Origin of the sequence: Anoxybacillus kestanbolensis (assembly GCF_001996285.1) — a bacterium.
GTDB lineage: Bacteria > Bacillota > Bacilli > Bacillales > Anoxybacillaceae > Anoxybacillus > Anoxybacillus kestanbolensis_A.
On record NZ_MQAD01000033.1, the window covers coordinates 41383 to 60718 of the forward strand.

Genomic DNA, 19336 nt, shown 5'->3' on the forward strand with positions numbered 1-19336 from the left:
AAAAACTGCTTGAACAAATGGCAAAAAAGTTAGAAGAACGAAAAAAATAAACAGCCGACGCGACCGGCTGTTTATTTTTGAATATAAAACTTTCTCGATAACGTAAAGCTATATACAATCGGAATGACAAATAACGTTAAAAAGGTGCTGCTAATCAGTCCACCGATAACAGTAATCGCCATCGGCTGATTAAGCTCTGCTCCATCACCGATCCCAAAAGCAAGCGGCAACAGCCCTAAAATTGTCGTTAACGCCGTCATTAAAATCGGACGAAGACGAAGTTTTACCGCTGTGACAATAATGTCTCGTTCTCCGCGCGCACGCAATTGATTCATATAATCGACAAGGACAATCGCATTGTTAACAACAATTCCCGCAAGGACGATGCCTCCGATAATGACCATGACGCTTACTGGCGTCTGCGTCAACAATAATCCGCCCGCAATTCCAATGACCATTAATGGAATTGTAAACATAATAATAAACGGATGTTTAAACGATTCAAATTGCGCCGCCATCACAAGATAGACGAACGTCACCGCCAACCCAAACGCTAAAGCTAAATCATCAATGGACGACTCAAGCAACTCGCGATCTCCCCCGAAAACAATATCCGTTTCTGATGGAAGATCGAGCTTTTCGATTTCCCGATCAACAAGCGCTGATATGTCGCCAAGTGTCACGGAACTTTTATATTTCACCGTAAACTGGACGGCGCTTTGTTCATTTACTCGCTGAATTTGAACACGGCTTTTTCCGATCGAAACGGATGCAATGTCGCCGAGCTTCACAAATGATCCATCCGGCTTTTTCACAAGCAATTGTTTTAAATCGGCAACAGAATTTTTTACGTTTGGATCGTACTCGACCATGACGTCATATACGTTGGCATTTGTGTCAATGATGCGCGTCGCTGTCATTCCGCGCGTCATTTGTTGGGCAACGATGGCGACTTGCGCTGGTGTAAGTCCATGTTGCAACGCTTTTTCCTGATCGACTTTCACTTGTATTTCATCGACTGTTTCTGATAAATCGGTTGTCACTTCTTTGACTTGTTTTAACGAAGCGAGCCGTTTTTCAATTTTGCTGACGACTTGCTTCAATCGCTGCTCATCCGTATCTTTTACGCTAAATGTTAACGTATTTGGCGCACTTCCGGTCGATGCTTGCAAGTTAAACGACACTTCCGCGTTTTTGTTCACTTTTTTCACCGCTTGTTGCACAGGGGATTTTAACTCATCAACGACGATGAACACCGAGCGATCACGCTTATCTTTCGGCTTCATTTTCACGTATATTTCCGCGACGTTGCTTTGCGCCGTTCCACGAAACGACTGTTCTTGTGTCGAACCGATTAGGCTTACGTACGTTTCGATGTCATCGACGCGCTTTAATTCATGTTCAATCGCTTGAACAACACGTTCTGTCGCCTGTAAAGAATCACCGTCACCCGTTTGCACACGAATCGAGAAAAACCCTTCGTCTGTATTCGGCAAAAACTCCATCCCGACTTTCGTTAACCCGACCACACCGACACCAAGCAAACTAACTGCCAACAACAACACAACAAAACGGTGGCGCAATGACCAACGTAAGCTTCGTTCAAGCGCACGCATCGGGGCGGAAGATAACCGCGCTTCTTCGCGGTAACGTCTGCGTGGGCGCAACCAACGGCTCGCAAGCATCGGCACGACGGTTAATGCCACGAACAAGGAAGCGAGCAAACTAAACGCAATCGTTAGCGCAAACTCGGTAAATAAATCACCGATTAATCCGGTAATAAATAATACCGGAATAAACACAGCTACACTCGTCAACGTCGATGCGACGATAGCGCTGCCGACTTCGCTCACTCCGTCTTTTGCCGCTTCTTTCGGCTCTTTTCCCATCGCTAAATGGCGGGAAATATTTTCAATAACGACAATAGAGTTGTCAACAAGCATCCCGATCCCAAGGGCTAATCCGCCAAGCGTCATAATATTTAACGTAAAATCGGAAAAATACATTAAAACAAACGTCACAATGACAGAGTACGGAATGGCGATGCCGATAATGATTGGACTTTTCATGTTTCGTAAAAAAATAAACAGCACCGCCATCGCAAACGCCCCACCTAACACGAGCGACTGCGCGATATTGCGAATCGTCCGTTCAATAAACTCCCCTTGGTCAAATAATATATCAGCATGGACGTGTTGAAATTGCTCTTTTTTCAATAGCTTGTCTAACTGTTTTTGAAACGCTTTGGACACTTCCGCTGTGTTCGCATCCGCTTTTTGCAACACGCTCATTAACACAGACGGCTGTTCATTCGTTCTTGTGATCGTTTGTTGTTCGTCTGAAACGAGTTCGACTTTCGCGACATCTTGTAGACGAATACGCTTTTTTGTCAACGGATCAATCGTAATCACGAGTTTTTTTAATTCATCGACCGATTGTACCGTACTTAAAATGCGCGTCGACAATTGTCGTTCATCGATGACAACTGTTTCCCCTGGCAACGACACGTTATTTGCTGAAATGAAGTTTGCAATATCTTGTTGGGAAAGCCGATACGTGCGCAGTTTATTTTGGTCGACGAGCACACGTACACGCTTTGTTAGCGTGCCAGATACGTTTACGCTCGCTACCCCTTCCGTTTTTGCAAGCTCTGCTTTTAACTGTTGCGCTAACGCTTGTAATTCGTCCGTTCCTTTTTTGCTCGTTAACGTCAGTTGGATGACTGGAAACTGCGATGGATCAAACTTTAAAAATCGCGGCTTTTGCACGTCATCAGGAAGCGGCGTTTGATCGATCCGCTGCATGACGTCATTTTGCCTATCATCGATGACAGTCGCCCATGAAAACTGCAGTAAAATGAGCGTCGAGCCTTCTTGCGACGTAGACGTCATCGACTTTAACCCCGGCAACGTCGCTAAGCTACTTTCTAGCGGCTTCGTCACTTTTTCAAGCACTTCGGTCGGCCCAGCTCCCGGATACGTCGCCACAACAACCCCAACGGGTGGTTGAATATCAGGAATAAGCTTCATCGGAATATTCAATAACGATACCGCCCCTAAAAGAATGACGATGATCATCGAGACAATCGTCAACACCGGGCGCCGAATCGAAAAATGGCTAATGTTCATCCCTTCGCCCCCTCTGCATCATTCTAATTGTTAGGGTAGCGAACCGCTACGTGTATGTCAAATTTTACATTAAAAAATAATCGGCCACATCATGACCGATTATTTTTTCTTCACAAATGTTTCTTTTTTAAACGACCGCAACAAAGAAAGAATCATAAGAAGCATGATAACCGTAAATGGAAACGCCGCAATAATTGATGCGGTTTGAAGCGCCTGTAATCCGCCTGTCCAAAGTAAAATGGTGGCGGTCGCGGACTGAATGATTCCCCAAGTCAATTTAACAGAGTTTGATGGATTTAAACTTCCATTTGTCGTCTGCATTCCTAGCACAAATGTCGCCGAATCGGCTGATGTAACGAAAAACGTACAAATGAGTAAAATCGCTAACCCCGATAAAATCGTGCTCAATGGGAAATGTTTAAAAACAGAAAAGAGCGCCATCTCAATGCCTGACTCATTCATCGTTTCCATAATGTCTGCCCCCTCAAACATTTCTAAATACAGGGCAGATCCGCCAAACACAGAGAACCATAGAGCGCTAAAAATCGTCGGAACGAGCAATACACCGATCATAAACTCTCGCACTGTCCGTCCCCGCGACACGCGCGCAATGAATGAGCCAACAAACGGAGCCCAAGCAATCCACCATGCCCAGTAAAAAATAGTCCAAGCACGCGGCCATTCACTTTGTTCGAACGGACTTAACCGTAAACTCATAGATGGTAAGTTTTGAATATACGAGCCGACCGTTGCGGTAAATACATCCATAATAAAGTTTGTCGGTCCTGCAAACAGCAAGAAAAACATCAAAAGCACTGCAAGCATCACATTCGTATCACTTAATATTTTAATGCCTTTATTCAATCCTGTTTGGGCTGACAATATAAATAATACCGTAACGACAATGATAACGACGAGCTGTGTCGCAAAACTGTTTGGTATACTTGGAGAGAGGTGAGACAACCCCCCACTAATTTGAATCGCCCCTAATCCAAGTGAAGTCGCTACACCGAAAACGGTCGCATAAACCGCTAACGTATCGACGGCAATCCCCGTTAATCCATTTACACGCTCACCCAACACGGGACGCAGTACGCGGCTAATCACTCCCGGCTCTTTTTTCCGAAACTGGAAATAAGCTAACGCTAGCGCGACAACCGCATAAATCGCCCACGGGTGCAATCCCCAATGGAAAAACGCATATCGCATCGCTACACGAGCAGCTTCTGCTGTTTCTGCTTCACCAACAGGTGGGCTGTAAAAATGATACATCGGCTCAGCCACGCCCCAAAACACTAACCCGATTCCCATGCCGGCACTAAACAACATCCCAAACCACGTTCGATAACGATACTCCGGTTTTTCATCGTCCGCACCTAGTCGAATGTTTCCATACTTTGAAAAGATCATAACGAAACAGAAGACGAGAAAAGCCGTTGTGGCTAGTAAATAAAACCAACCAAACTTATGCACTAGAAAACTTTGTACGTCGCCGCTCACTTTCGCCAAATGAAATTGCGGCAATACACTTTCCGGGATCACTCCCCAACCAATAAATAAAATCGCAATGACAAGAGAAACATAAAAGACAGGTGTTGTGTTCCTCATCAAATTCCCCCTTTTTTCATTGTGCTTATGGGGATCGTGTTAGCGTCTTCGGGTATTTGTGAAACAGGCGACCATAATTATGGTAACAAAATGGAAAGGGGAAGTCAAATAATACGACTTCCCTTGGTTACATATCCTTTTTATGCCAACGCCATGCACTTGCGATAATGTCTTCGAGCGAACGTGTCGCTTGCCAACCAAGTTCACGAGCAATTTTTTCAGACGAAGCAACGAGTCGAGCCGGATCTCCTGGACGACGCTCCGTATATTTGATCGTCGCCTGTTTCCCCGTCACACGCTCGCACATATCGATCACTTCTTTGACCGAATAACCGAGCCCGTTGCCAAGATTGTATGTCGCTGTCTTTTTCTCGTCCGAAAGAAGGGCGTGCAGCGCGAGAATGTGCGCCTCCGCTAAATCGGTCACATGAATGTAATCGCGAATACATGTGCCATCTGGCGTATCGTAATCTGTGCCAAACACCGAAATTTTATCACGCAATCCGAGCAAATGTTGCAAAATAAGCGGAATTAAATGCGTTTCCGGATGATGATCTTCCCCAATGTCCCCGCTTTCATGCGCACCTGCCGCGTTGAAATAGCGCAACACGACGTAACGTAAATCGTACGCCGAGGCAAAGTCTGAAAGCATATGCTCGATCATTAATTTCGAGCGACCGTACGGATTAATTGGGTTTGTCGGGCAATCTTCCGTAATAAGATCAACGTTTGGAATGCCGTATACAGCCGCTGTCGATGAAAAAATAAAATGTTTGACACCATATTCCATCATCGTTTCCAATAATGTCAGCGTCGCTGCGACATTGTTTTTATAATATTTCATCGGTTCGGCAACCGACTCGCCTACTAAACTATTTGCCGCAAAATGCATCACCGCATCGATCGGATATTTTTCAAAAATGCACACAAGCGTCGCCCGATCGCCTAAATCGCCATGCACAAACACCGCTTTTTTATCAACTAAATACCGATGCCCTGTCGATAAATTGTCGAGCACAACGACCTGCTTCGTCTCAACTAATTGTTTGACGACATGGCTGCCGATATATCCCGCTCCACCAACGACTAAAATCATAAAGAAACTCCTTTCATCGCAATCTATTTCCATATTACTACACATATATGGAAAAATTGAGAACCACTTTTTCTTTATTTTATCGGTTTTCTCCCAATCGAATGGTATTCAATTTCATATTTTTTTATATCATCAAGCGCATAACAATTGCGTCCATCAAAAATAATCGGCGTTTTCATTTTGTTAACGTATACAGATAAGTCCAACTGGCGAAATTCATCCCATTCCGTTAAAATCATTGCCGCATCCGCACGTTCGAGCGCCTGTTCTACCCGATCTGCATATATGACTTCCTTCGGCAACACACTTTTCGCTTTATTCATCGCAATCGGATCATAAGCAACAACGATCGCCTGTTCCGCAACAAGCTCACGCGCAACAACAAGCGAGGCGGCTTCCCGCATATCGTCTGTATTGGGCTTAAATGACAAACCGAGAAGAGCGATTTTTTTCCCTGCGAGATGTCCAAATCTTTTTTTCGCTTTTTCAATTAGCTTGCGTTGTTGTTTATTGTTTACTTCAATCACTGCCTTCAACAATTCGAAATCGTGATCGATATTTGCCGCAATTTTCGCTAACGCTTTCGTATCTTTCGGAAAACAAGACCCGCCGTAACCGATACCAGCACGTAAAAATGCCGAACCGATGCGTTCATCCATTCCCATCCCCGCTGCTACTTGTTCAACATCTGCCCCTACTTTTTCACATATGTTCGCAATTTCGTTAATAAAACTAATTTTCGTCGCTAAAAAAGCATTCGAAGCATATTTAATCATTTCTGCACTGCGAATATCGGTTTGAAAAATCGGAATGCCAAACGGCCGATGAATATCTGCCACAACAGCTGCCGCTCGCTCATCATCCGCACCGATCACAATGCGATCACCATGAAACGTATCATGAATCGCAGACCCTTCACGCAAAAATTCCGGATTTGATACGACATCGATATGCACATGTGGAGCGAGCTGCTTAAACATACGTTGTATTTCATGATTTGTCCCGACCGGCACCGTACTTTTCGTGACGACGATCACGTCTTTCGTCACCGCCGAAGCAATGTCTCTCACCGCTTGTTTCAAATACGTCAAATTCGCCGAACCATCTTCATTTTCAGGCGTGCCGACCGCAATGTAAATAACATCTGCTTCTCGATATGCGCGCGCCCCATCTGTCATAAAAAACAACCGATTCGCTTCCATATTTTCTTTCATTAACGGCTCAATGCCCGACTCATAAATCGGCGAGATACCTTGTCGCATCCGCTCGACTTTTTCTTCATCGACATCCACACACGTTACCCGATGCCCAATATGCGCAAGCGCGACCCCTGTCACTAAGCCCACATATCCTGTTCCGACGACGACAATGTTCATTGCTAACCTCCGTGCACGTTTTTTTTCAGTTTACACAAACGTGAGCGTGTTTGCACGATACAGCTATCGAAAAAAATGAAAGATTTCTCTTATAAAAACATAGAAACTCGTCTATCATTATAGTAAAAGAAAAGGAGGAGAAAGTGTTGCAGAAAAAACAAACCGTCTACCAATTAAAAATCGCCTTGCGCGGTATTCGTCCTCCCATTTGGCGACGTGTACTTATTCCAAGCAATATTACATTCGATCAACTTCATCTGATCATTCAAGAAGCAATGGGTTGGAAAAACTATCACTTATATCAATTCGAAACAGGCGATGCGATCATCGATGTGCCACACCCTCTAGACGATTTTTCACACCCTCGGAAAGATATGCTCGATTCTCAAAAAATACGGATGAAAACATATTTAAGTCATGAAAAGGACAAAGTTTTATATACGTATGACTTTGGCGACAATTGGGAGCATATCGTTACATTAGAAAAAATTGAAAAACGAATGGAACCGTTGACACATCCTATTTGCATTAAAGGAAAACGAGCATGCCCACCAGAAGATGTCGGTGGCATTTGGGGGTACCAAGATGTAATCGATATGATGCAAGACGATACAAGAAAACAAGAACGGGAAGAGTTTCTCGAGTGGTATGATGAATGGTACGGAGACGACTTTGATCCGGAATATTTTGATATAGAGGAAGTAAATAGAAGACTAGCAACAATCAAATTCAAATAAATGCCTTTTTTAGGGCTGACTCAAAAGTCCGCTTTTTAGCGGTCTTTTCGGTCAGCCCCTTTTCTGTATCTCCAAATGCTCCTTTAACCGTTGCAAAATGGCTGAGCGGGGCGTGACAGGCACCGTTACAGGCGGTCCTTTATACATTCCTCCACATAAAATAACCGCACGGCTTTCAAATTTGGTGAAATGTATAAAAATAAAAAACTGTATTGTAAGCGTTAACAAATGTCATTATAATAACTTCAAACGCGTTTATACTTCAGTGCAAACGTTTGCATCTTTACTTCACATGAAAGGATGTGTATAGATGAATAATGTGAAAAAAGTATGGTTGTATTATTCTATAATTGCTACCTTAGTTATTTCCTTTTTCACACCTTTTTCAACAGCACAAGCTAATACTGCACCTGTCAACGGAACAATGATGCAATATTTCGAATGGGATTTACCGAATGATGGGACGCTTTGGACGAAAGTAAAAAATGAAGCTACCAATCTTTTTTCGCTCGGTATTACAGCGTTATGGCTTCCTCCAGCGTATAAAGGAACAAGTCAAAGCGATGTCGGATACGGCGTGTACGATTTATATGACCTTGGGGAATTTAATCAAAAAGGAACGATTCGAACAAAATACGGAACAAAAACACAATATATTCAAGCCATCCAAGCTGCCAAAGCCGCAGGGATGCAAGTATATGCAGATGTTGTATTTAATCATAAGGCGGGGGCTGACGGCACAGAATTTGTCGATGCGGTTGAGGTAAACCCTTCTAATCGAAATCAAGAAACATCTGGAACATATCAAATTCAAGCATGGACAAAATTTGATTTTCCTGGTCGTGGAAACACATACTCCAGTTTCAAATGGCGTTGGTATCATTTTGACGGTACCGATTGGGATGAAAGCCGAAAATTAAATCGGATTTACAAATTCCGCGGTACAGGAAAAGCATGGGACTGGGAAGTCGATACAGAAAACGGAAACTATGATTATTTAATGTTCGCTGATTTAGATATGGATCACCCTGAGGTTGTGACAGAATTAAAAAACTGGGGAACGTGGTACGTCAATACTACAAATATCGATGGATTCCGCTTAGATGCCGTAAAACATATTAAATACAGCTTTTTCCCTGACTGGCTAACATATGTACGTAATCAAACAGGAAAAAATTTATTTGCCGTTGGGGAATTTTGGAGCTATGACGTCAATAAGCTGCATAATTACATTACAAAAACAAATGGATCGATGTCATTATTTGATGCACCTTTGCATAACAACTTTTATACCGCTTCCAAATCGAGTGGATATTTTGACATGCGTTATTTATTGAATAATACATTAATGAAAGATCAACCTTCACTCGCTGTAACACTTGTCGATAACCACGACACGCAACCAGGGCAATCTTTACAGTCATGGGTCGAACCTTGGTTTAAACCACTTGCTTACGCCTTTATTTTAACGAGACAAGAGGGATATCCTTGCGTATTTTACGGTGACTATTATGGAATCCCAAAATACAATATTCCAGGGTTAAAAAGTAAAATCGATCCGCTTTTAATTGCTCGTCGGGACTATGCCTATGGAACACAACGTGATTACATTGACCATCAAGACATTATTGGATGGACACGCGAAGGCATTGATACAAAACCAAACTCTGGACTGGCGGCTTTAATTACTGACGGCCCTGGCGGAAGCAAATGGATGTATGTCGGTAAAAAACATGCTGGAAAAGTGTTTTATGATTTAACTGGCAATCGAAGTGACACAGTAACGATTAATGCGGATGGTTGGGGAGAATTTAAAGTAAACGGAGGCTCCGTTTCGATTTGGGTGGCTAAAACGTCAAACGTCACATTTACAGTTAATAATGCCACAACAACTAGTGGACAAAACGTATATGTTGTCGGCAACATTCCAGAACTCAGAAATTGGAATACCGCAAATGCAATTAAAATGAATCCATCTTCTTATCCGACATGGAAAGCAACAATTGCTCTCCCACAAGGAAAAGCAATTGAGTTTAAATTTATTAAAAAAGACCAAGCTGGAAATGTGATATGGGAAAGCATTTCTAATCGAACGTATACTGTTCCTTTCTCATCAACCGGATCATACACCGCTAGTTGGAATGTGCCATAAGCATATGTTCATTCACATGAAAAACATACATTTTTGTGTAGTTGTAAAGAAAAAGGATGTCCCTCGAGACATCCTTACTTTATTCCTAAATGCTCCTTCAACCGTTGCGAAATGGCTATACGTTCTTCCTCTGGTACAATCAAATAGTAGATCCCGTTTATTTTTTGACCTTTTCCTTGTATGTGTAGCTGCTCGATATGACGTCGTGCTTCTTTATAGTTCGCTTGAATTTGTTTCATGTCGTCAAATGTCAAATTTGTTTTTATATTTTTTCCTATCGCTTCAAGTATGTCACCATAGTTTGTAAGAGAAGAGAAGCTAGCTCCTTTTTTAATAATTGCCTCAATCACTTGTTTTTGCCGATCTTGTCTGCCAAAATCGCCACGTGGATCATCATAGCGCATACGAGTGTATTTCAATGCCTTCTCACCATTTAAGGTAATTTCCCCTTTAGGAAACGACTCTCCTTCATATTCAAATGAAAAAGCATTATTTACTTTTACACCGCCAACGGCATCTACGATATCTTTAAAGCTTTCCATGTTCACTTTAATGTAATAATCAATTGGAATGTCTAAAAATTGTTCGACCGTCGCAAGCGTCATTTCCACCCCACCAAAAGCGTACGAGTGGTTAATTTTATCCTCTTTCCCTTTACCGACAATCAATGTGCGTGTATCTCGCGGAATGCTTACCATTTCTATCGACTGCTTTTTCGGGTTTACTGTCATAACAATTAACGAATCTGCCCGACCGCGATCATTTTTTCGTTCATCCACCCCAATAAGCAAAATCGAGATCGGTTGTTTTTCTGTAAACGATAGCTCATCTGGGCGTTTTTCTGAATGTTCACGTTGAATAGGTTCGTGTATTTCGCTGATCGTTTGTTGTAGTTTGTGATAAACGGAAAACAGGTATGCCCCTACCAATGCAAGACATACAGCAATTGCTCCGATCCATATACGTTTTTTTCGCTTCGGTGTCATTTGCATCTTCCTTTGGGTCATGGATATTTTCATGTGAAGCGTAACATACGGCTCGACAAAAGACAAGAATGAGGCATCATCTCTTTACGCAAACATTCCCCTATCTTAATCGTCGATACAATTGAACAAGCTCTCTTCCTCTTGAGTTCTTTTGAAATTTCTGGACTAAATATAATCGATTTCATGGCGAGTGTAAAATAACCTAAAATAGCGATATGTTGTTCTAATAATGTCAATTGTTCATCCACAGTGAAATATGTTCGGCCGAGGTCTCTTTGCTCAAATTCAACAGCCTTTGAACGAATAAACTCCTGCACATCCTCATTTTTCGGACAAAAAAAATTGGGAAAGACCTAATTCAAGTATCTCGGTCTTCCCCATTAGCGCTCTAAGCGGGATAATAATTTTACTAATCGCTCATCGCTTCTTTCGATCTGTTTCATAAGACCTGTTTTTTTGACAGATGGTGCAGGAGCATCTAATACCTTAGCCAAACGCTTTGCCTCATCATTTGATGAAATGAACGTTGGCTTTCCAAATGAAGACGTTGCCATTTTTCATCACCTCTTCATCCATATTATACCCTTCACGCAAAGGAATATAAAGCCCCTTCATTAGAAGGTGTAACAGGTACAATTCCAATTTCCACCTAAAAAACTGCTACTTACAAACTGATTGATAGATGTCATCCGCGGAAAAGGAGTATGCACTTAATAATTATTAAAACTCCGATCGGGATTGTGTACAGGATCAGGCACATTTAAATCCGATTGACGATCTCTTAACTGAGCAACATGTTGATAAATAGCATCTTCGCTACGACGGGCAATGGTGCTAGACTGTTCGTATTCTTTAATGATCTGTGCTATTTCTTTATTACTTTTTTCAGGAAAACGATCGAGGTAGTAATAAATGCATAAATTTTCTTCCCTTGTCCAATGAGGTGCCTTCACTTTTTTCACCATCCGATCTTCAAAATTTTTTCTCATTTATCATTTCGATAACTCTTCTCTCTATTCCTTCTGGATAAATGACTTTTTTGTAAATATGATACTTATTTGTATAATATGGTTTTTTACTAACTTAAAATATTGAATATTAAGTTTATTTTATTTAAAAATATATGCTAAAGAAGGATATATTTCATAGTAGCCATCGGCCATTCACTTTTGACCGTCTACACATAACTTTTGCGCTAATTCCTGGATCATCTCTTTAGCCGTCACCTCATTCGACTTTCCGCGTTCGTACGCTTCAATTAAAATGCGTTTAAATTGCTCGATTTCTAACTGTGCAAACTTTGTTTCCAATTGTCTCTCCCTCCAATAAAAAACTAGCCCCCTGCTTATTTACGCAAGAGGCTTACGATTACGTCAATGACACGTTGTTGTTGCTCGATCGTCATGCTTGAACCAGACGGCAAGCAAAGACCATTCGCAAACAATTCATCCGAAACGCTACGCTCTTCTTCATGCGGATAATACTGCACACCTTCGAACAACGGTTGCAAATGAAGTGGCTTCCATACAGGACGGGCTTCGATATCTTCCTCCGCAAGCGCGTTGATAATATCCATTGGCGTCACGCCAAGCGCTTGCTGGTCGATCGTCAACGTTGTCAGCCAGCGGTTGGACATCGACCCTTCCAATTCGGGCATAAAGTGAACGCCTTCGATATCCCCTAACGCTTGCACGTAACGGTCAAAAATCGCTCGTCTCGCTTTCACCCGCTCGTCCAACACTTCCAACTGCGCCCGACCGATTCCAGCAACGATATTGCTCATGCGGTAGTTGTAACCCATTTGGCTATGTTCGTAATGAGGAGCCGGATCGCGCGCCTGCGTCGCTAGAAAACGAGCTTTTTGTAACGCCTCGACATCGTCAGAGACTAACATTCCTCCGCCTGATGTTGTAATGATTTTGTTTCCGTTAAACGAATAAATGCCGAACTTGCCAAACGTACCACTTTTCTTCCCTTTATATGTAGAACCAAGCGACTCCGCCGCGTCTTCCACCACTGGCACTTGATAATGATTGCAAATGGCTAAAATCTCATCCATCTTCGCGCTTTGACCGTATAAATTAACAACAATCACCGCTTTTGGAAGCTTGCCTTCCCTCTTCGCCGCTTCCATCGCTCTTTCTAACGCCAACGGAGACATATTCCACGTATCAGGCTCCGAATCGATAAAAACAGGCTCCGCCCCTTGATACAAAATCGGATTGGCACTTGCGATAAAAGTCAATGAGGAACAAAAAACTTTATCCCCCTGTCGGACATCCAATAACCGTAACGCAAGATGAATCGCCGCCGTCCCCGAACTAACTGCCGCCGCACCTTTTACGCCTACATATTCCGCCAACTCTTTTTCAAACGCATCGACATTCGGACCGAGCGGCGCAATCCAGTTTGTTTCAAACGCTTCATTGATATACTTTTGTTCGTTTCCGCTCATGTGGGGAGGGGAAAGGTAAATTCGTGATTTATCTACCATTATCTCTCATTCCTTATGCTGTAGGATTCGTTTATCAACATACTACTAATCTAACAATCTTGTTGGGCAACCAACTGCTTTTTTGAAATCAGGTATGTCTCTAATCACGACCGAACCGGCCCCAACGATACTCCATTTGCCTACCTTTATTCCTGGTATGACTGTAGCAGAGGCACCAATATGAGCTCCTTCCTCAATCGTAACGTTTCCTGTTAACGTCACGTTGGGAGAAATGTGGGCGTAATCCCCTACATAGTTATCGTGCTCGATGATCGCCCCTGTATTAATAATGACATGACTTCCAATTTTCGCAGCCGCATTCACAACACAGTTTGGCATAATAACCGTTCCTGAACCGATGCATGCAGAAGGGCTAATAACAGCACTTGGATGGATTAACGTCGCAAATTTTTCATCATCAATCCTAACCCGTTGTGCAATTCTAGCGCGAACATGATTATTTCCGATCGCAATTACAATCTTTGCACACCCGTCTCTAGCTAACACATCGTGAACAGAAGAAATGGGCCCATACAATATTCCATTCTTTTCGACCATCTCTTCATATTTATCATCTAAAATCGCTATGATTTGATAACATTCACTAGATGAAATAAGGTCTTGAACAACTTTGCTATGACCACCTTCACCAATGACAACAATAGGATCCATCTTAATCATCCACTCTTTTTCTCTTTCGTACCAGTAAACTTTTCCATCGTTACATGTCCTTGTTGGCTAATTCCTTCAGATTTCAGCACTTTCAATACCGTCAAAAAAAGAATTTTCAAATCTAACCAAAACGACTGATGATCTACATACCAAACGTCTAATTTAAACTTCTCTTCCCATGAAATCGCATTACGCCCATTCACTTGCGCCCATCCAGTTATCCCTGGTTTTACTTCATGACGGCGGGCTTGTTCAGGTGTGTATAACTCTAAATATTCCATCAACAATGGTCTAGGTCCTACTAGGCTAATATCCCCTTTTAGAACATTAAACAACTGTGGCAATTCATCGAGACTATGCTTCCGAAGAAACTGCCCAAACGGAGTTAGTCTTAGATGATCAGGTAATAGCTCTCCGTTTTCATCTCGTTCATCTGTCATCGTGCGAAACTTATACAAATAAAACGGTTTGCCATGCAAGCCAGGACGTTGTTGTTTGAAGATAACGGGAGAGCCTAATTTATAGCGAATAAGTATCGCAGTTATTAACATGACAGGTGATAATATGATTAAAGCAATAAGAGAAACGACAAAATCAAACCCCCGTTTTAATATAGTTATCACCCCGTTTCTTTGAAATAAAAGTTAAACCTAACAAACAAGCCAAACGATAAAAGCTCTTTCACTTTTATCATGCGGCCGTTCTCTCTAAAATCATGTGTTTATTTTTTTAATAACACGCTTTCATACCCATTCGGATTATTCAATTGCCACCGCCACGCGGCACATTTCTTCAATGCCCCGTTCCGCTGCCCAACCTAGCTCTTTTTTTGCTTTAGTAGGGTCCGCATAACAAATGGCTACATCGCCTGGACGGCGACCGACGATTTTGTACGGAATTTTGATACCTGTCACTTTTTCAAAAGCAGATACCATCTCAAGAACGCTATATCCTCGTCCTGTACCGAGATTATACGCCTCTACCCCTGTTGTGTTCATTACTTTTTCCAATGCTTTCACATGTCCGATTGCTAAATCAACGACATGAATATAATCGCGAACCCCGGTACCATCTGCCGTTGGATAGTCATTGCCGAACACGCGAAGCTCTTTTAATTTTCCTACTACCGCTACTTGTGTAATATACGGCATTAAGTTGTTCGGAATTCCGTTCGGGTCTTCCCCGATTCGCCCGCTTGGATGCGCCCCAATCGGATTAAAGTAACGTAAGAGCGAAATGCTCCATTCATTATCGGACACATATACATCACGCAAAATTTCCTCAATCATCAGCTTCGTCCGCCCATACGGATTTGTTGCTTGAAGTGGAAAATCTTCAGAAATCGGCACATGCTCTGGTGTTCCATATACTGTGGCCGAAGAGCTAAATACCATCTTCTTTACACCATACGCTTGCATTACTTCACATAACATTAACGTACCGGTAATATTGTTATGATAGTAACGAAGGGGAATCGCTACCGACTCCCCTACAGCTTTCAACCCGGCAAAATGAATCACCGCTTCAATGGAATGTCTAGAGAATACCGTTTCAAGCTCATCCTTTTGAAGCAAATCGATATGATACACGGGAAACTCTTTTCCCGTAATCTCGCTGACTCGCTTTAACGCTTCCGGTTTACTATTTATAAATGAATCTACCACAATAATATCATATCCTGCATTCAATAATTCAACACAGGTATGGCTACCGATATAACCAGCGCCACCTGTTACAAGGATTGTCATTTGGGTTCCTCCATAAAATTAAAGTCATTCTCTAATAAATCGTGAATAAATTCTCTGCATTTCATGAAGAACATTTGTTAAGCTATAAGGTTGAATCTCATTTAAAGAAGCTTGTCCCATTTGCTCACGTAGTTTTTTATCGTTAATTAACTTTACAAATGACTCGATTAAAGATTGATCATCTTCTAAGTCGACTACAAATCCATTTACTCCATGTTTTACTAAATCCCTTGATCCCCTTATATTTGTTACAACTATCGGTTTTCCAGAAACCATTGCTTCCATGACGCATCTAGGTAAACCTTCATGAAAAGAAAGTAAAGTTACAATATCTGACTGTGATAAGATTTCCGGAATATCTTTTCTAAATCCCAGAAAGTGAATGTTTTTTAATTGATTTTGCTCTACATATTTCTTTAGCTCCGCTTCTTTTCTTCCTGTTCCAACAATTAAACAGTGAATATTTGGAGAATAATTTAGGATATTTTTCCAATTGCGTAATAGATATATGTGGTTTTTCCTTTCAATTAACTCTGCAATACATGTAATCACAATGTCATTGTCTGCAATGTTTAATTGTTGGCGAACATAGCCACTAGAATCAGTACTAACCGAATATTGATCAAAAGATACACCTACTCCATGTGTAAAAAACAAAGACTCCTTTTCTTTAAACCCAAGTTTTTTTCCGTTATCATAATCTTCCTTGTTCATCACTATCAAACCGTCTGTCCATCTTCTCGCTAGTTTTTCAGCCGTATAATAGATAAGCCAGTTTTGAATAGGGGCTCCTTTATAAAAATGAAATCCATGAGCCGTATAAAGAACAGGTCCTTGTTTACATTTTTTCGCCATATAACGAACTAAAAAAGAAGCAACTGGCGTATGCACATGAATGAGGTCAAAATAATGATTATGAAAAAGATGGGTTAGCTTACTCATCGCTTTAAAGTTATCTATATGATAAGGAGAACGTGAAAAGGGGATGTCCCAACAGACGACCCCCATTTCTTCAATTTCTTCTTTCCGACCATGATCAGGATTAGCTGCAGCATGCACTTCATAACCTTTTTCTTGAAGCATTTTCATAAATGGTTTATGAAAAGCAGCTAGGTGAGAATATACTGTTGCTGAGAACAACACTTTTTTTGTTCCGTTCACGATTGAATTACCTTCCTTTACAAAAAAATGCATTTGTGAGTCACCCTAGGATTACATCTTTACCAAAAACTTCAGATAGTAAATTTGAAGTAACTATTCAGCCACATCATAAAATGAGCTGAACATTTTTTGTATTTCTTAATCTATGATATGAGTATTCATATCATAGATAAGAAGATGAATTACATGTTGACGGTACAACAAGCTGTATTTACAGTAGAAAGCTTAAACGGCAAAGTCCAACAACAGAAAAAACTCACTGCTCACCAACAACAAGTCATCCATCAGCTGTTGACAGAAATTAAACAACTACGCAAAAAAATGAACAACTGACATATGTCGTGTTCAAGAACTGGAAGCACGCACGAAAAAAATAGCCCAGATATCCATTTTAAAACACATTTTTAACTTTTTTACCAACACACATTCTTCTCGCAAACCTAACATCAGTACCCCACAGTCAAGCCCAGTCGAACGGTTACGGAAGAGGAGTGATCGTCATGGTCAACGTCTTGCATAAAGATCAAAATAGATATTACCCAGTCGATTACTCGTTTTGAATAATAAGTTTTACAGTGTCCAGATGAGGTGCTACGCTACATCGGGTATTCTGTGTGAACCAGAGGTTAAAGTTTCAATCTGGATGTATATAGAATCTCTAGAGAAAACAATATTAACCGCAGAATAATACACTATGAAACATTAGGCATTCTGTATAAACGGAGACTGGGTGTACCTCAGTATCTATACCTTAAGTTACAGTTTCTGTACTTGTAAGGATCTGATTTCATACAAGTTACCATAGTTATAATAAATGATTTTATCTTTATTTTTTATTTTCACATAATTTCTTGTATCAAAAATAACAGGTTGTTTCATAAGATTGATAATTTGTTGTTCATCTAATGATTTAAATTCATTATGATCTGTAAGAACTAAAATACATTCAGCATCTGAAATAGCTTCTTCAAAAGAAGAAAGCTTAAAGTTTACTTGCTCTTGCTGAACATGTGGGTCATAAATTCCTAAGCGATACCCTTCTTGTTGCAAGATATTTAATACATCCATGGCTGGACTTTCACGAATATCATCAATATTGCCTTTATAAGCTAGACCAAATACAGCTATTTTTGAACGATTATCAGGTACAATTTTTTTCAATTGCTCTACAACAAAGTAAGGCATTGAATTATTGATTTGACGCGCGTCCGAAATCAATACAGATTGCTCTGGAGCTTTTTCTATAATAAAATACGGGTCAACAGCTAAACAATGGCCACCTACTCCTGGACCTGGAAGGTGTAAATTTACCCGTGGATGATGATTCGCTAATTCAATTACTTCAAGAGCATTAATTCCTAGATGTTCAGAGATTTTAACTAATTCATTTGCTAACGCAATATTAACATCACGATACGTATTTTCCATTAATTTAGCCATTTCTGCGCTAACGGCGCTCGTAAGTAAAATTTGACCTTTAACAAAGCTACGATAAACTTCAGCAGCTTTTTCTGCCGATTTCCCATTAATTCCGCCGACAATTCTGGTGTTTTCTACTAATTCAATTAAAATTCGACCCGGTAATACGCGTTCAGGACAATGGGCTAAATAAATGTCTTCTCCCACATTCCAACCTTGTTCTCTTAAAATTGGTGCAACAACATCATCAATTGTTCTCGGAGGAATTGTAGATTCAACAATAATAATGTTGCCTTCCTTAATATAAGGTAAGATTGATTTTGTTGCCGAAATAACATAATCTAAATTCGCAGTATGGTCTTCATTATGTGGAGTAGGTACCGCAATAATAAAGCAATCCGCATATGTTGGTTCTAATTGAGCACGTAAACTTCCTTGCTGTGCGACTTTCTTAACTAGTTCTGCTAAACCAACTTCTTCAATATGAATTTCCCCTCGATTTATCTTTTCAACAGCGATTGGGTTGATATCCACTCCTACGACATTCCAACCCGAGTCAGCAAACACCGCAGCCGTTGGTAAGCCAATGTAGCCTAAGCCTATTATACAAATATTCCTCATAATAAGTTTCACCTCTTTATTATCCAGATTATCTCGTAACTATTCAGCCACATCATAAAGTGAGCTGAATATTTTCTTCTTTCCTTGTCTATGATGTGAATACTGATAGACAAGAAGGTGAATCGCATGTTGACGGTA

The 19336-nt window shown here is 41.1% G+C and carries 15 protein-coding genes and 2 pseudogenes; 3 read left to right on the forward strand and 14 right to left on the reverse strand.

From position 1 onward, the window contains the following. Positions 1-71 precede the first annotated feature (71 nt). The 4 genes from BO219_RS13420 to BO219_RS13435 all read right to left on the reverse strand — a co-directional run bounded on the left by BO219_RS13420 (position 72) and on the right by BO219_RS13435 (position 7208). The gene (locus BO219_RS13420; RefSeq protein WP_077429905.1) at positions 72-3128 is read right to left on the reverse strand and encodes an efflux RND transporter permease subunit; all 3057 of its coding nucleotides are present in this window, start codon (positions 3126-3128) and stop codon (positions 72-74) included. Between the two features lie 99 nt (positions 3129-3227). Beyond that, a complete protein-coding gene (locus BO219_RS13425; RefSeq protein WP_077429906.1) occupies positions 3228-4736 on the reverse strand; it encodes a glycine betaine uptake BCCT transporter in 1509 nt (502 codons plus the stop codon). Positions 4737-4863: 127 nt separating this feature from the next. Continuing rightward, positions 4864-5832 carry a UDP-glucose 4-epimerase GalE gene (galE, locus tag BO219_RS13430; RefSeq protein WP_077429907.1) on the reverse strand — a complete coding sequence of 323 codons (969 nt, stop codon included), beginning with the start codon at positions 5830-5832 and terminating at the stop codon, positions 4864-4866. Between the two features lie 74 nt (positions 5833-5906). Continuing rightward, positions 5907-7208, reverse strand: coding sequence for a UDP-glucose dehydrogenase family protein (locus tag BO219_RS13435; RefSeq protein WP_077429908.1), 1302 nt, complete (start codon positions 7206-7208; stop codon positions 5907-5909). 143 nt (positions 7209-7351) lie between these two features. Between BO219_RS13435 and BO219_RS13440 the strand changes: the two genes are divergently transcribed. After that, the gene (locus BO219_RS13440) at positions 7352-7945 is read left to right on the forward strand and encodes a plasmid pRiA4b ORF-3 family protein (protein WP_077429909.1); all 594 of its coding nucleotides are present in this window, start codon (positions 7352-7354) and stop codon (positions 7943-7945) included. Positions 7946-8255: 310 nt separating this feature from the next. Then, positions 8256-10097, forward strand: a complete 1842-nt coding sequence (gene amyS / locus BO219_RS13445; protein WP_143271304.1) for an alpha-amylase — start codon at positions 8256-8258, stop codon at positions 10095-10097. A gap of 74 nt (positions 10098-10171) precedes the next feature. Here the strand turns inward: amyS and tagU are convergent, their stop codons facing one another. The 9 genes and pseudogenes from tagU to BO219_RS13480 form a co-directional block, all read right to left on the reverse strand. Then, on the reverse strand, positions 10172-11083 hold the full coding sequence (gene tagU / locus BO219_RS13450) for a polyisoprenyl-teichoic acid--peptidoglycan teichoic acid transferase TagU (protein ID WP_420807108.1): 912 nt from the start codon (positions 11081-11083) through the stop codon (positions 10172-10174). Between the two features lie 380 nt (positions 11084-11463). Beyond that, complete coding sequence (locus tag BO219_RS14585; RefSeq protein WP_158074600.1) at positions 11464-11637, reverse strand: hypothetical protein; 174 nt, start codon at positions 11635-11637, stop codon at positions 11464-11466. 156 nt (positions 11638-11793) lie between these two features. After that, positions 11794-12045, reverse strand: a complete 252-nt coding sequence (locus BO219_RS13455; protein ID WP_143271305.1) for a hypothetical protein — start codon at positions 12043-12045, stop codon at positions 11794-11796. 201 nt (positions 12046-12246) lie between these two features. Beyond that, positions 12247-12393, reverse strand: a complete 147-nt coding sequence (locus BO219_RS14700) for a YwzD family small protein (RefSeq protein ID WP_198936699.1) — start codon at positions 12391-12393, stop codon at positions 12247-12249. Between the two features lie 35 nt (positions 12394-12428). Continuing rightward, on the reverse strand, positions 12429-13577 hold the full coding sequence (locus BO219_RS13460) for a DegT/DnrJ/EryC1/StrS family aminotransferase (RefSeq protein WP_077429912.1): 1149 nt from the start codon (positions 13575-13577) through the stop codon (positions 12429-12431). Between the two features lie 45 nt (positions 13578-13622). Next, a complete protein-coding gene (locus BO219_RS13465; RefSeq protein WP_198936700.1) occupies positions 13623-14249 on the reverse strand; it encodes an acetyltransferase in 627 nt (208 codons plus the stop codon). Positions 14250-14254: 5 nt separating this feature from the next. Further along, on the reverse strand, positions 14255-14869 hold the full coding sequence (locus tag BO219_RS13470; protein ID WP_077429928.1) for a sugar transferase: 615 nt from the start codon (positions 14867-14869) through the stop codon (positions 14255-14257). Positions 14870-14970: 101 nt separating this feature from the next. Next, positions 14971-15997 (reverse strand): annotated as a pseudogene (gene galE, locus BO219_RS13475) (UDP-glucose 4-epimerase GalE). A gap of 24 nt (positions 15998-16021) precedes the next feature. Continuing rightward, positions 16022-17191, reverse strand: a complete 1170-nt coding sequence (locus tag BO219_RS13480; RefSeq protein WP_077429913.1) for a glycosyltransferase family 4 protein — start codon at positions 17189-17191, stop codon at positions 16022-16024. Positions 17192-17344: 153 nt separating this feature from the next. Between BO219_RS13480 and BO219_RS14495 the strand changes: the two are divergent. Then, a pseudogene (locus BO219_RS14495) lies at positions 17345-17615 on the forward strand (IS66 family transposase); the annotation flags it as partial. 299 nt (positions 17616-17914) lie between these two features. Here BO219_RS14495 and BO219_RS13485 read toward each other — a convergent pair. Continuing rightward, a complete protein-coding gene (locus BO219_RS13485; protein WP_077429914.1) occupies positions 17915-19198 on the reverse strand; it encodes a nucleotide sugar dehydrogenase in 1284 nt (427 codons plus the stop codon). Positions 19199-19336 lie beyond the last annotated feature (138 nt).